The organism is Amycolatopsis sp. NPDC051716, from assembly GCF_040681595.1.
GTDB lineage: Bacteria > Actinomycetota > Actinomycetes > Mycobacteriales > Pseudonocardiaceae > Amycolatopsis.
This window is the reverse complement of record NZ_JBFAZA010000026.1, coordinates 62,653-76,296: the sequence shown is the minus strand read 5'-3', so window position 1 is coordinate 76,296 and position 13,644 is coordinate 62,653. Positions and strand designations below refer to the sequence as shown.

Here is a 13,644-nt window from a genome sequence, read left to right as displayed (position 1 = left end):
CAAGGCGTGGACGAACGGGCGTCCGGCCGCGGTTCGGCGCTTTACAGCCCCGGCGGAAGGTGCCTAGGGTGCGCTCGCCCCAATGCGGCCGGTCAGTACCGACCACGGCTGAAGGAGGTCAAGTGTTCCGCAACCACAGACGCAGTACCCGCGCCACCGTCACGGTGTTCGCGGCGGCGGTCCTACTCGCGGTTCCCGCGTTCACCGCCAGTAGCAGTGCGGCCATCGACAACAGTGCGGCCATCGATCCGGGCGCCGCGCCCTGGGTGGACACCCATCGCCCGGTGCCGGCGCGGGTGGAGGCGCTGCTGCACGCGATGACGCTGCCCGAGAAGGTCGGCCAGATGGACCAGCAGCTGGTCGGCACGCTGACCGACGCGAACAGTGCGACGTGCGGCAACAACGGATTCAACCTGCCCAATCCCGAGTGCATGCGGAAAATCCTGGTCGACGCCCACGTCGGTTCGATCCTCGCGGGCGGTACCGACAATCCGGTCGACACCACGGGCAAGGGCGGCGTGGGCAACACCGGCTACGACTGGGCGAACGAGTACAACATCATCCAGCAGTTCGCGATCAAGAACTCGCGCCTGCACCTGCCGGTGGTGTTCGGCGTCGACGCGGTGCACGGCTTCGGCCACCCGTGGCAGGCGCCGCTGTACCCGCAGTCCATCGGCATGGGCGCCACCTGGGACCCCGCGCTCGCCCAGGCCGGTGGCAAGGCGACCGCGGACGCCCTGCGCGCGACCGGCTGGAACTGGAACTTCGCCCCGGTCCAGGACATCGCGCGCGACAACCGGTGGGGCCGGACCTACGAGACGTGGGCCGAGCAACCCGTCCTGTCGGCCGCGATGGGCGCCGCGAACATCAAGGGGATGCAGACGCCGGGCAGGCGCGGTGAGCTGAACGTCAGCGCGACGGTCAAGCACTTCGCCGGCTACTCGCAGTCGGTCAACGGCCACGACCGGGCCGAGGCGCTGCTCCCGATGAACTACCTCCAGACGACGATCCTGCCGTCGTACGCGGCCGGGATCGACGCGGGCGCCGGGACGGTGATGGTCAACTCCGGTTCGATCAACGGCGTTCCCGCCACTTCGTCTCGCTACCTGCTGACCGACATCCTGCGCAACCAGATGCACTTCCAGGGTGTCGTGATCAGCGACTACCAGGACGTCACCGCGTTGCAGACCGCCTACCACATCGCGCCGGATCTTTCGGGTGCCATCGCCGCCGCCGTGAACGCGGGCGTCGACATGAGCATGCAGGTCTCCGACCCGGCGGGGTGGCAGACCGCGATCCTGCAGGCCGTCGACACCGGCAAGATCTCGCACGCGCGGATCGACCAGGCCGTGCGCCGCATCCTCACGCTGAAGTTCCAGCTCGGCCTGTTCGACCAGCCGTGCGTGGCCGACCCGGCGAAACCGTGCGTCGACGCGAACGCCGCCGACGCCGCCGTCACCGCGGGCCGCGATCAGACGGCCAAAGCCGCGCGGGAGTCGATCACCCTGCTGCGCAACGAGAACAACGCGCTGCCCTTGCCGGCCGCCGCGAAGGTCGTGGTGACCGGCCCGAGCGCGGACTCGATGACCAACCAGCTCGGCGGCTGGAGCGTGAGCTGGCAGGGCGTGGCGGGTGCCGGGCACGTGTGCTGCATGGGCCCGGAGAACCAGATTCCGCCGGGCACCACCGTGCTGGGCGGCATCCGGGCCGCGAATCCGGGCGCGGTCTACGCGCCGGACCAGGCCAGCGCCGTCGCGGCCGCGGCGGACACCAGCGCCTACGTGGCGGTGGTGGGGGAGAAAGCCTACGCGGAAGGGCTGGGCGACAACCCGGCTCCGGCCCTGGCGCCCGACCAGCAGGCCCTCATCTCGGCCCTGGAGGCGACCGGCAAACCGGTGATCGTCGTGGTCGTCGCGGGCCGGCCGGTCGGGCTGGGCCCGGCGGAGAAGGCGAACGCGGTGCTGATGGCCTACCAGGGCAGCACGGAAGCCGGCACGGCGGTGGCGGATGTGCTGTTCGGCAAGACGAACCCCGCGGGCAAGCTGCCGATCAGCTGGCCGTCCGACGCGCCGGCCGTCGGCGCCGACTTCGCCGGCACGGCCCCGTCCCCGCTGGGGGACCAGCCGAAGTTCTTCGACCAGCTGCCCAGCACCGCGTCCGGCCCGGGCAACGCGTACAACCCGCAGTTCCCGTTCGGGTACGGCCTGTCGTACACGACGTTCACCCACACGAACCTGGCGGTGACGCCGAAGGTCGCGCGCGACGGCACGGCCACCGCGACGTTCACGGTCACCAACACCGGAACCCGCGCCGGCACCGACATCGTGCCGGTGTACGTGGCCCAGCCGGTGAGCCCGGTGGTCGTCCCGCCGCAACGGCTGGTCGGCTTCGCGCGGGTGACGCTCGACCCGGGCCGGTCCCAGGTGGTGCGCGTGTCCTTCCCGGCGGCGGCGCTGGCCGAAAGCGTGGGGGACATCAACGCGTCCGGCCCGCCCGCCGTGGTGCCGGGCGGTTATGTGCTGCAGCTGGACAAGAACGGCACGACGCCGTACGCGGTGGACGTGTCGGCGCCGTTCGTGATCCAGTAGCCCGGTGCCGGTTGCGGAGCGACGCCGGCGCGTCGCTCCGCAACCGGCCCGGTCTCTGCTCCTGCTCTGCCGGGCCGATCCTGCCCGCGAATTTCGACCTGCCGGGCGCAGGCGCGGACACGGCCGTCCTTGTCACTGTGTGCGGTACCCGAGAGGTCATCGCGACCTTCGTCCACGAGCAGCCCTCACAGGAGGTCTGATGCCGGTCATGGGTGCGACGAGGTTCGAGCGGTTCTTCCGGATGGCCGCGAGCCTGGACGTCGACAAGAGCGATCTGAAACGGTACGACGAGTTCCTGGACCGCAAGATCTACGACCTCTTCGTGGTCGCCAAGGCCACGGCCAAGGCGAACGGGCGGGACGTCATCGAGCCGAGGGACCTGCCGATCACCAAGGGACTGCAGGAGCGCATGCACGAGTTCCTCAAGCTGGAAGCGGACCTGGAAGTGGTGCCGCTGCTCGAGCAGCTCCTGAGCCGTCCCCCGCTCGGGATCGCGATTTCCGAAGAGACCGAGGCCCGGCTCCCGGCCGTCGCCGGCGGCCTCAGCGTGGCTCTCGCCCAGGCGTTCAAGATCATCGACCCGCGCGTCAAGAACCCCGGCTCCGATGAGTGGGACCAGGTCTTCCGGATGTTCGAACTGCTCCTCTGAAAGGGCCGCGCCCGGTCAACGAACTGTGCGAGACTTTTCCCGCTGCCGGATCCACGGGGGTTTCGATGAGGCGTGCTCTGCGGTTCTGCGGGATCCTGCTGACGCTGTCGGCCGCGCTGGTGGCGACCCCGGCCAACGCGGCGCAGGCCCCGGCCGCCAACCTCTACCCGCCCGGCGAGTGCACCTGGTGGGCCTCCGCTCGCCGCGCCGAGGTGGGCCGCCCCATCCCGCAGGTCTGGGGTAACGCCAAGACCTGGGATGACTTCGCCCGCCGGGACGGCTATGCGGTCGACCAGACGCCCGCGGCCGGCGCCATCATGCAGTCGGACGCCGGAAGCCTCGGCCACGTGGCCTTCGTCGAGACCGTCGATGCCGACGGCCGCTGGCAGGTCTCCGAGATGAACTGGGTAGCCTGGAACATCGTCAGCCACCGCACTTTCACCGCAGCACAGGCGGCTTCCTACGACTTCATCCACTAAAGACTTCCAAGCTGCTGCGATTGCTTCGGGTCGATGATCGACGCCTAAGCCGGAGACCGCGGGGTGGCGCGCCACTGGTCTCGCTCGGTTCGCGCGAACATTGCGGAATTCGCCGGCGCACGGCATTGGCAGCGTGCGGGAATGCGAGCCACGGCTTCCGGGACCCCCATCGTTTTGGGCAGAATCCCGGTATGGACACCGGTTCGTTTGCTGAATACCTCGGTCGGATGGACCAGGCGGAGCTGGCCGACGTCGTGCGGGTTCGCCCCGAGGTGCGCGTCGCGCCGGTGCCGGATGGGCCTGAAGCGCTCGCGGAGCGGCTGAGCGATCGCGGGTCGCTGGCGGCGATCCGGCTGGTGAGCCGGGATGCGGTGGCGGCGGGGCAGGCGACGGCCGCGTTGGGGGCCGGTGCCACCGTTGACTCCGTGGCCGAGCTGACCGGAGGGGGCCGGGAGGCGGTCCGGGCGGCCTTGGGCGAGCTGCGCCGGGTCGGGGTGGCGTGGCCGGACGCCGGCGTGGTGTGCCTGGTGCCGCCGGTTCTGGAGCGGTGGAAGCGGGCGAAAGGGCGGCTGGAGGTGACTGGACCGCCCGCGGTCGGGCGTGGCCGGGGTGGCGCGGACGGTGAAGTGCGGTCCGCGGTGCAGCACCTCCTGCGTTCGGCGTATGCGTTGCTGGACACGAGCAGACCGATCGTGGGGTTGCGGGAGGGCGGCGTGGGGGTCAAGGAGCGGCAGCGCCTGGGGAAAGAGCTCGTCCTGGGTGAGGACGACCTCTTGCTGGTGCTGGACCTGCTGTTCGCGGCCGGGCTGCTGGAACAGGCCGGGATGGCTTTCAAGGTGACCGCGCGGTACGAGCCGTGGCGGCAGGCGACCCCGGCCCGGCAGTGGGCCGAGCTGGCGTGGGCCTGGTTCTGGTTGTCCCATTCCCCGACGGCCCAGCGGGTCACGGCGGTGTCGAAGGCCGAGTCGTCGCATGCTCGGGCGGCCAGGTGGGCGGTGTTGCGGGCCGGCAGGGCGGGCCTGTCGGTCGAGGGGGTCGCTGCTGCTGCCTACTGGTTCTGCCCGGCGGTGCACCAGGGCGTCGGTGGGGTGGTGCGCGAGGCGGGGATGGTGGGGTGGTGGCGGGGGATGCGCTGAGCGTCTGCGGGGAGGCGCTGTTGTCCGCGGGGAACGCGGAAGCGCTGGCCGCTTCGGTGGCCGAGGTGGTCATGCCGATGCGGTGTGAGGTGGAGGTGCTGGAGGACCTGAAGGCGGTGGTGTTCGGGCAGCTGACGGTGGAGGCCGCGCGGGTGCTGGCGGCGTCCGCGGAGAGCCGGAACGAGGACGGGGCCCGGGTGTGGCAGTTCACCCCGGCCAGTGTGCGGGCGGCGTTCGCCCAGGGGTGGACGGCGGAGACCTTGCTGGCCGCGTTGAACGAGCTGACGCGGCAGAACGTGCCGTGGGCGTTGCGGGCGCTGTTGGGGGAGCGCGGGCGGGGGCGGGTGCGGGTGCGGGCGGTGGGGTGCTGTGTCGTCGCCGACGCGGAAGTCGTCGCCGAGGTGCTGCGGTTGCCCGGTTTCGTCAAGTTGGCACCGACCGTGGCGGGGAGTGTGATGACGCCGCCGGAGGTGGTCGTGTTGTTGCGGGCGGAAGGGTTCGCGGTGGTCGAGGACCCGTCGTCGGGCAGCGTCGTGGTGCGGCGGCCGAAGGCACGGGCGGCCGCTCCGGTGGAGGTGGAGCCGGTCGAGCTTCCCGATCTGGACGCGGACGAGCTGTCCACGGCGCAGGTCGTGCGGGGACGGAACCCGAAGTTGCCGGAGAAGGCGGTGGCGTTGTTGGCGGCAGCCATCGACGAGCGGTCGGACGTGCGCATCGATTACGTCGACGGGAAGGGTGAACCTTCGCGGCGCACCATCACGCCGATCGGATGGGATGGGCCGTTCTTGTTGGCGTGGTGCCACAAGCGGGAGGCCGAACGGCAGTTCAGGGTGGAGCGGATCCAGTCGGTGTCACCCGGGCGACCGTGAGCGTCATGAGGCACTCCTCGTCAAGCCGCCGTCGACGTCGGCGAACTCGCGGACGGTGACCCAATTCGGGTGGAGCGGCGGTCCCCGGCCTACTCCATGGAGCTGGCACCGCGCCCCCTGCCCGAGATCGAAGCCTGGTAGCCCGCACCGTGCGGATGAGCGGCGTCAGGCGGCGGTGCCCCGCTCGGGCAAGGTGTCCGGATCGGGCAGCGGACGCTGACACAGAGCGCGTGCTTCGTCGGCGGGGACGCCGAACATGCGCAACAGGTCTTCGGTGACGAGGTCGGCCGCCGCCGCGTCGTCGCGGGCGGGTTCGTCGTGCAGGAGCTGGCCCAGGGTCAGGGCGGCGCCGGTGACGACGGCGAGCGCGAGGTCGGTGTCGCGCACGGCGGTGAACCGGCCGGCGTGGACGGCGGCTTCGATGTCGCGGCGGGCGCGGGGGGCGAGGCCCTGGCCGGCTCGCGCCAGGTTCAGGCCGTTGTGCAGCAGGACCCGGCTGAGTTCCGGGTGCTTGCGGTGCAGCCGCCCGGTGAGCCGGAAGCTCTGCGCGAACACCGCGGCGGGGTCGTCGATGTCCTCGGTGAGGGTGTCCAGGGTGCTGCCGAACGCCTCCAGCGCGTCTTCGACGGCGGCCTGGAAGAGCTGCTCCTTGGTGTCGAAGTGGTTGTAGAACGACCCCATCCCGACGTCCGCGAGCTGGGTGATCTCCAGGATCGGGACGGCGGTCCGGCCCTCCGCGATGCAGGTCTGGGCCGCGCGCACGAGGGCCGCGCGGGTGCGTGCCTTGCGGCGGTCGACGCGGTTGCGTCCCTGCTCGGCCATGGCTGTCCGTCCTCCCTCGCTGGTCACCGATACACCTTAGCGTTCTGCGTCAGATTTGACGAATTCCTCAGAAGCGCTTGACTGACGACAGGCTCATAGTTGACGATTACGTCATCTTTGGAGGGAGCAGTCGATGAGCCACCACGACCCCCACACCGGCCTGCACAGCGAGCAAGGCGCCGTGGCCGGCGAACACCCGGGACGCGCGGGCGAGCCGATCGTCAAGGTGCCCGACCTGGCGTGGCTGGAGTTCGAGAAGCCCGACCTGGCCAAGGCGGAGCTCTTCGCGCGGGCCTTCGGGTTCACCACGGTGCTGCGCACGCCGGATGAGCTGCAGCTGCGGGGGACCGATCCCGGCGCGCCCTGTGTGCTGATCCGCCGCGGCGAGCGGTCGGCGTTCCTGGGGCCGGCCTTCCGCGCCGCCGACTCGGCGGACGTGCTCAGGCTCGCCGAAGCCACCGGACGGCGAGCGGGGAAGCTGCCGGAGAGCCTGGACGGCCTGGCCGTCGACCTGGCCGACCCGAGCGGGCTGCGCGTCCGGGTCGTCGCGGACACACACGAGCTGTCCGCGCTCCCGGCGCAGAAACCGCTGCGGCTCAACTTCGGTCACGACACACCGCGCGCCAACGCCACCCAGCGGCCGGTGCGGGGGCCGGCGAAGGTGCAGCGGCTCGGGCACGTCGTGTGGCAGTCGACGAAGTACCGGGAGACGCTCGACTGGTACCTGCGGCACCTCGGGCTGATCGTCAGCGACTTCCTCTACTACCCGGGGCAGCGCGCCCGCGGCCCGGTGATGAGCTTCCTCCGCTGCGACCGCGGCGGGGAGCCCGCCGACCACCACACCCTCGCCCTGGCGCTCGGCCCGGCGAACCGCTATGTGCACTCGGCCTACCAGGTGGCGGACCTCGACGCGCTCGCCGCGGGCGGCGAGTACCTGCGCGACCACGGCTACCACCACTCGTGGGGCATCGGGCGGCACATCCAGGGCAGCCAGCTCTTCGACTACTGGCGTGACCCGGATGGGTTCATGGTCGAGCACTTCAGCGACGGCGACCTGTTCGACAACACCCTCGACCCCGGCTGGGCCCCGATGACGGCCTCCGGTCTCGCCCAGTGGGGCCCGCCCGCGACCAAGGACTTCCTCGGCGTCAAGCCGGGACCGCAGGTGCTGCGTGAACTGCGCACGATGCTCGGCGCTCTGCGCCAGGACAACGAATTCGACTTCGGCCGCCTGCGCGGCCTGCTGAAGGTGGCCACCTCATGACCGTCTCCGTCCTCCGCACGACCGACGCCTGGTACGTCGCCACTCCCGAAGGCGCGGCCAGGATCGACACCGCGGCCACGACCACCGCCGGGCTGCTGGCCGACCGGCCGGCCGTCACCGCGGCGGCCTCGAACCCGGCCACCGTGCCGATCGCCTCCCTGGACCTCGTCGCCCCGGTGACCGCGCCGTGCCGGGTGGTCGCCCAGATGACCAACTTCGCCTCGCACGTGCGCGACGCCGGGATGAACCCGGCCACCGTGCCGCTGACCTTCTTCCGCAAGGCCTCCGGCTCGATCGGCGGGCCCTTCGCCGACGTCGTCAAGCCCGCTCACGTCCGGCTGCTGGACTACGAGGTCGAGATCGGGCTGGTCCTCGGCCGGGAGCTGCCGGTCGGCACCGAGGTCACCGACGAGAACCTCGCCGGGTACGTCGCGGGGCTGGTCGTCACGAACGACGTCTCCGCCCGCGACTTGCAGCTGCCCAAGACGCAGTTCTACGAGTCGAAGTCCTACCCGACGTTCACCCCCGTCGGCCCGGCCCTGGTGCTGTTGGACGCCGACGAGCTGAAGCGGTTCGCCGACCTGCGGCTGCGGCTGTCGGTGAACGGCGAGGTCCGGCAGGACAGGACGGTCGGGCCCGACATGATCTACCGCCCCGCCCAGGCACTCACCGCGCTGGCTCGCTTCCAGCGGCTCGATCCCGGCGACCTCGTCCTCACCGGAACTCCGGCCGGAACCGCGTTGAGCGCGCCGCCGAAGCCGCTGGAAATCCTCGCATCGCTGCTCCCGCCGGCCACCAAGTGGCGGCTGTTCTTCAAGCGCCAGGCGGGAAACCCGAAGTACCTGGCCGACGGTGACGTCATCGAAGCGAGCGTCGCCACCGACGACGGCGTCGTCGATCTCGGCACCCAGCGCACGGTCGTGAGGTACGCCCGATGAGCGACCTGCTGTGGCCCCGGTACGACTCGCCCGCCGATCTCGCCGCGATCGAGGCGGTGCCGCTGGCCGATCGCGGCCTGCCGGAGTCGACGTACGCCTTGCTGGCCCGCGCCGCCGCACGGTGGCCGGAGCGTTCCGCGGTTTCCGTGCTGCCCGAAGCAGCCCGCTGGGCGGAGGCCGAGTCGCGCACCTTCGCCGCACTGCTCGCCGACGTGCACCGGTTCGCGAACCTCTTGCACCGCCTCGGAATCCGGCGCGGCGACGCCGTCGCGCTGATCGCTCCCAACTGCGCCGAGCTGATCACCGCGACCCTGGCCGCCCAGCTCGCGGGCATCGCCGCACCGATCAACGGCGCGCTGTCCCGGCCCCACACCGCCGAGCTGCTCCGCCGCTCCGGCGCCCGCGTGCTGATCACCGCCGGGCCGGAGCTCGACGCCGGAACCTGGGACACCGCCCGGAATCCGGGCGCCGGCCTGGACGCGATCCTGGTGCTGCGGCCCACCGGGGCGACCAGCCCCGCGCCACCGCTGCCCGCCGCCGACGGGGTGCTGATCGGCTACCTCGACGAGCTGGCCGCGGCCGAGGACCCCGCCGCGTTCGCGGGAAAGCCGCCGCGATCCGGTGACTTGGCCGCGGTCTTCCCCACCGGCGGCACCACCGGCGCCCCGAAGCTGGCCGCGCACACGCACGGCAACGAGGTCGCCGACGCCTGGATGCTCGCCGCGAACTCGCTGTTCGACAGCGACTCGGTGCTCTTCGCCGCGCTGCCGCTGTTCCACGTCAACGCGCTCGTGGTCACGCTGCTCGCCCCGTTGTTCAAGGGGCAGCACGTGGTCTGGGCCGGACCGCTCGGCTATCGGGACCCCGCGCTGTACGGCGAGTTCTGGCGGATCGTCGAGCACCACCGGATCGCGTCGATGAGCGCGGTGCCCACGGTGTACGCGGTGCTCGCGCGGGTCCCGGTGAACGCCGACATCGGCAGCCTGCGCTTCGCCATGGTCGGCGCCTCGCCGTTACCCGCCGCCGTGCGGACGGCTTTCGAAGGCCACACCGGTGTCCCGCTGCTCGAAGGCTACGGGCTCACCGAGGCGACCTGCGCCAGCGCGCGCAGCTTCCCGGACACCCCTCGGCCCGGCGCGGTCGGCCAGCGGCTGCCGTACCAGCGGGTGAAGGTCGAGGACGGTGTCCTCCGGATCGCGGGGCCGGCGGTGTTCCCCGGCTACGTCACCGGCCGCGACGACCACGGCCTGGTGCTGGACGGCCTGGGCAAGCTCGCCGGCGGCTGGCTGGACACCGGGGATCTCGCCGAGGTCGACGAGGACGGGTTCGTGTTCCTGCGGGGCCGGGCCAAGGACCTGATCATCCGCGGCGGCCACAACATCGACCCCGCGCTCGTCGAGGACGCGCTGCTCGCGCACCCGCGGGTCACCGCGGCCGGCGCGGTCGGGCGGCCCGACCTGCATGCAGGCGAGGTCCCGGTGGCCTACGTGACGCTCGCCCCCGGCACCTCGGTCACCGAGGAGGAACTGCTCGCCTGGGCCGCGGACCGCGTGCCCGAACGCGCGGCAGCACCCAAGGCCGTCATCGTGCTCGAAGCCCTGCCCGTCACCGTGATCGGCAAGCCGGACAAGCTCGCCCTGCGTGCCGACGCCACTCGCCGCGCCGTCGCCGCCGCGCTCGCCGGGATTCCCGGTGCCCGGGTGAGTGCCCGGGTGGAGGACGGCTCGGTCGTCGCCACGGTCACCCTCGCCGCGGCCGACGACGAGGCAGCGGTGCACGCCGTCCTCGGCGCCTACGCCGTGCGCTGGGAGCCCCGGATTCCCGAGGACGTCTCATGACTCTCGCCATCGGCCTCGCGGCCGTCACCACGGTGATCTTCGCCCTGCTCGGGCTCGCCAAAGTCCTGGCCAGCACCCCGATGCGGGCGTTGGCCGGCGAGGCCGGGTTCCCGGTCGGCGCCTACCGCGGGATCGGCGCGCTCGAACTCGCCGGCGCCGTCGGCGTGGCTCCCGGACCGGCGCTTCCGCCGCTCGGCTACCTGGTCGTGCTGTCGTGAGCACGCCTCGGGTTCCGGTGGTCGTGGTCGGCGCGGGCCCCACCGGGCTGACCGCCGCGACGCTGCTCGCCCAGTACGGCGTCGAGTGCCTGGTGCTGGACCGGTGGGCGTCGGTCTACCCGCAGCCACGTGCGGTGCACCTGGACGACGAGGTCCACCGCATCCTGGCCCGGCTCGGCGTGGCCGGGGAGTTCGCCGCGATCTCGTGGCCGTGCCACGGGCTTCGTCTGCTCGACCCGGGCATGCGGGTGCTCGGGGAGTTCCGGCGCGGCGCGGGTACCGGACGCCACGGCTACCCCGAGGCGAACATGTTCGACCAGCCGGAGCTGGAACGCTTGCTGCGCACCAACGTCAAGCGATACGACACCGTCACGCTGCGCGGCGGCACCGAGGTCACCGGCGTCACGCAGAACGGTCCCGGACCCGTGCGGGTCGACTACACCGACCGGGACGGCGGCGCGCACGGTTCGGTCCTCGCCGAGTACGTCCTCGGCTGCGACGGCGCCAACAGCGTCGTCCGGACCGCGATCGGCGCCACCATGCGGGACCTGCGGTTCGAGCAGCGGTGGCTGGTCGCCGACGTCGCCACCGAAGCCGAGCTGGGCGAATGGGAAGGCGTGCACCAGGTGTGCGACCCGGACCGCGCCGCGACCTACATGCGCATCGGCCCCCACCGCCACCGCTGGGAGTTCCGCCTCCGCGACGGCGAAACCGCCGAGGACTACCGCGACCTCGCCCGCCTGCACCCCCTGCTGGCGCCGTGGACCAAACAGATCCCGGCCGAGGCACTGGAGATCGTCCGGATCGCCGAGTACACCTTCCGGGCCCGCCTGGCCGACCGCTGGCGCGATCGCCGGATCTTCCTGCTCGGCGACGCCGCCCACCTGACCCCGCCGTTCATCGGCCAGGGCCTGGGCGCCGGCCTGCGCGACGCGGCCAACCTCGCCTGGAAACTCGCCGGTGTGCTCGACGGCACCCTCTCGCAGGATGTTCTCGACACCTACGAAGCCGAACGCAAGCCGCACGCCCGCGCCCTGATCCGGCTGGCCAAGCTCATCGGCGTCGCCATGACCCGGGGCGGCCGGGCCGGAAACCTCCTGCGCCGGACCGCGCTGCCGCTGCTGGCCCGGACACCGAGCCTGGGCCGGATCGTCCTGGACAGCGCCACCCCCACCCTGCACCGCTCCGGCCTCGTCGCCCGGCCAGGCCTGCGCCGCACCCTCGCCGGGCGGCTGTGCCCCAACGCCGTCGTTCAGGATGGTCGCCGCCTCGACGAGGTCACCGCGGGCCGGTTCGCCCTCGTCGCGGCGTCGCCCTTCCCCGCCGCACACCAGGCCCTCGTCCGGCAGCGCGGGGGAGTGTGCGTCACCGCGCCCGCCGGCACGGCCCTGCACGACTGGCTGCGCCAGGGCCGTGCGCACGCCGCCATCGTCCGGCCCGACGGCACGGTCCTGCGGGCCGGACACGACCTGGCCGGACTCTGCGCTCTCGTGCCTCGCCTCGGGTGACCGGCGCTACCGGTCGCGTTCGGCCCTCGCGCGCCGGTATTCCGCAGCCCTGGTGCGGTAGTCCTCGTGTTCCTGCGCGTGGTCCGGCGGAAGGTGCGGTGCGTCCGCGGACGTCGTGGCGAAGAACCGCGTGAGCGCGGTGTTCGCACTCTCGGCGAGTGGCCCGGAGCGCGGGAACATCGCGGCTTCGTAGCGGGCGACAGCGTCGTCGAGGCTGTGCTCCTTCGCGATGGCGTGCGCGAGTTCCGCGCCATCGAGCAGCGCGAGGTTCGTGCCGTGCCCGCCGAAGGGTGCCATCAGGTGGGCCGCGTCGCCGATCAGGGTGAGCCCGGGGACGTGGTCCCAGGTCAGCGGCGCGGGCAGGGCCCAGAAGCTGCGCTGCACGTAGTCGCCGTCGTTGTCGGTGAGCAGCGGGCGCATGACCGCGGACCAGCCGCCGAACTCCTTCAGCAGGAAGGACCGGACCTCCTCGCGGTCGGTGACGTCGATCCCGGCGGCGACGTGCCAGTCGAGTTCGGCGCGGAAGGCCACGTAGCCGCGGACCACACCGTTGCTGTTGCGCTGGACGATCACCGCGCGGCCGTCGCCGTCGGTGGAGAACATGTGGCCCGCGCCCACGATCGCGGCGACTTCGGGGTGCCTGGTGTCCACGTCGTCGAACCGGGCGTCGAGGAACTGGACGCCGAGGTACTGCGGCGCCGCGTCGGTGAGCAGCCGGCGCACCGCCGACCACGCGCCGTCGGCTCCGATGACGAGGTCGGCTTCCGCCCGGGCGCCGTCGGCGAATTCCAGCTCGTGCACCCCGCCTCCGACCGGCGTCACGTCGAGGAGTTTGTGTCCCCAGTGGACGGTGCCGGGTTCCAGGTGCTCGTAGAGCATGGTCCGCAGCAGGCCCCGGTCGATTTCGGGTGCGGCTTCGTCGCCTTCGGCGGGAACGAACTCCGCCAGGACCGTGCCGTGGTGGTCCCGGCGGCTCTTGGCCTGGCCTTCGACCCGGGCCAACGTCCGGAAGGCGGCCATCAGGCCGGCGTCCTCCAAGGCGATCTGGCCGCTGTCGGCGTGCAGGTCGAGCGTTCCTCCCGGGTCGCGGGCGTCCACGGCGGCGTCCGCGTCGTACACGACGGGCCGGAAACCGTGTCCCTGCAGGACTCGTGCGCACAGCAAGCCGGCGGGGCCGCCGCCGATGACGGCGATGCGGGGTGGGGTCGTCATGGGGGAACCTCTTCCACGCGTGGTGCGGCGACGGTTCGTCGTAGCCGCTCGCTGCAGACCGGACGGCCTGACCTCCGCCACCATAGGTGACACGGTTCTAAAAGTCGAACTGTTCTACATTGT

General features: G+C 72.0%; 12 protein-coding genes. 10 read left to right on the top strand and 2 right to left on the bottom strand.

The window, feature by feature from the left end; all coding sequences use genetic code 11:
* Positions 1-122 precede the first annotated feature (122 nt).
* From AB0M30_RS30970 to AB0M30_RS30950, 5 genes are all read left to right on the top strand, one after another.
* Complete coding sequence (locus AB0M30_RS30970) at positions 123-2,588, top strand: glycoside hydrolase family 3 N-terminal domain-containing protein (protein WP_364590829.1); 2,466 nt, start codon at positions 123-125, stop codon at positions 2,586-2,588.
* Between the two features lie 199 nt (positions 2,589-2,787).
* A complete protein-coding gene (locus AB0M30_RS30965; RefSeq protein WP_364590826.1) occupies positions 2,788-3,237 on the top strand; it encodes a DUF1931 family protein in 450 nt (149 codons plus the stop codon).
* Positions 3,238-3,302: 65 nt separating this feature from the next.
* Positions 3,303-3,716 (top strand): CHAP domain-containing protein, encoded by a 414-nt coding sequence (locus tag AB0M30_RS30960; RefSeq protein ID WP_364590823.1) that lies wholly within the window; start codon positions 3,303-3,305, stop codon positions 3,714-3,716.
* A 191-nt stretch (positions 3,717-3,907) separates the two neighbouring features.
* On the top strand, positions 3,908-4,852 hold the full coding sequence (locus tag AB0M30_RS30955; RefSeq protein WP_364590820.1) for a hypothetical protein: 945 nt from the start codon (positions 3,908-3,910) through the stop codon (positions 4,850-4,852).
* On the top strand, positions 4,834-5,721 hold the full coding sequence (locus AB0M30_RS30950; RefSeq protein ID WP_364590817.1) for a helicase-associated domain-containing protein: 888 nt from the start codon (positions 4,834-4,836) through the stop codon (positions 5,719-5,721). Before AB0M30_RS30955 ends, AB0M30_RS30950 begins: the two co-directional genes overlap by 19 nt.
* 165 nt (positions 5,722-5,886) lie before the next feature.
* Here AB0M30_RS30950 and AB0M30_RS30945 read toward each other — a convergent pair whose 3' ends face one another.
* Complete coding sequence (locus tag AB0M30_RS30945) at positions 5,887-6,570, bottom strand: TetR/AcrR family transcriptional regulator (RefSeq protein WP_364590814.1); 684 nt, start codon at positions 6,568-6,570, stop codon at positions 5,887-5,889.
* A 106-nt stretch (positions 6,571-6,676) separates the two neighbouring features.
* Between AB0M30_RS30945 and AB0M30_RS30940 the strand changes: the two genes are divergently transcribed.
* From AB0M30_RS30940 to AB0M30_RS30920, 5 genes are read left to right on the top strand one after another with little or no spacing between them, the layout of a single operon-like run.
* Positions 6,677-7,807 carry a VOC family protein gene (locus AB0M30_RS30940; protein ID WP_364590811.1) on the top strand — a complete coding sequence of 377 codons (1,131 nt, stop codon included), beginning with the start codon at positions 6,677-6,679 and terminating at the stop codon, positions 7,805-7,807.
* On the top strand, positions 7,804-8,745 hold the full coding sequence (locus AB0M30_RS30935; protein ID WP_364590808.1) for a fumarylacetoacetate hydrolase family protein: 942 nt from the start codon (positions 7,804-7,806) through the stop codon (positions 8,743-8,745). The genes AB0M30_RS30940 and AB0M30_RS30935 overlap by 4 nt, the downstream gene beginning before the upstream one ends.
* Positions 8,742-10,583 (top strand): acyl-CoA synthetase, encoded by a 1,842-nt coding sequence (locus AB0M30_RS30930; protein ID WP_364590805.1) that lies wholly within the window; start codon positions 8,742-8,744, stop codon positions 10,581-10,583. Before AB0M30_RS30935 ends, AB0M30_RS30930 begins: the two co-directional genes overlap by 4 nt.
* The gene (locus AB0M30_RS30925; protein ID WP_364590802.1) at positions 10,580-10,801 is read left to right on the top strand and encodes a DoxX family protein; all 222 of its coding nucleotides are present in this window, start codon (positions 10,580-10,582) and stop codon (positions 10,799-10,801) included. The genes AB0M30_RS30930 and AB0M30_RS30925 overlap by 4 nt, the downstream gene beginning before the upstream one ends.
* Positions 10,798-12,309, top strand: a complete 1,512-nt coding sequence (locus tag AB0M30_RS30920) for a bifunctional 3-(3-hydroxy-phenyl)propionate/3-hydroxycinnamic acid hydroxylase (RefSeq protein ID WP_364590799.1) — start codon at positions 10,798-10,800, stop codon at positions 12,307-12,309. The genes AB0M30_RS30925 and AB0M30_RS30920 overlap by 4 nt, the downstream gene beginning before the upstream one ends.
* Before the next feature lie 6 nt (positions 12,310-12,315).
* Here the strand turns inward: AB0M30_RS30920 and AB0M30_RS30915 are convergent, their stop codons facing one another.
* Positions 12,316-13,521 carry an NAD(P)/FAD-dependent oxidoreductase gene (locus AB0M30_RS30915; protein WP_364590796.1) on the bottom strand — a complete coding sequence of 402 codons (1,206 nt, stop codon included), beginning with the start codon at positions 13,519-13,521 and terminating at the stop codon, positions 12,316-12,318.
* Positions 13,522-13,644: the final 123 nt, after the last annotated feature.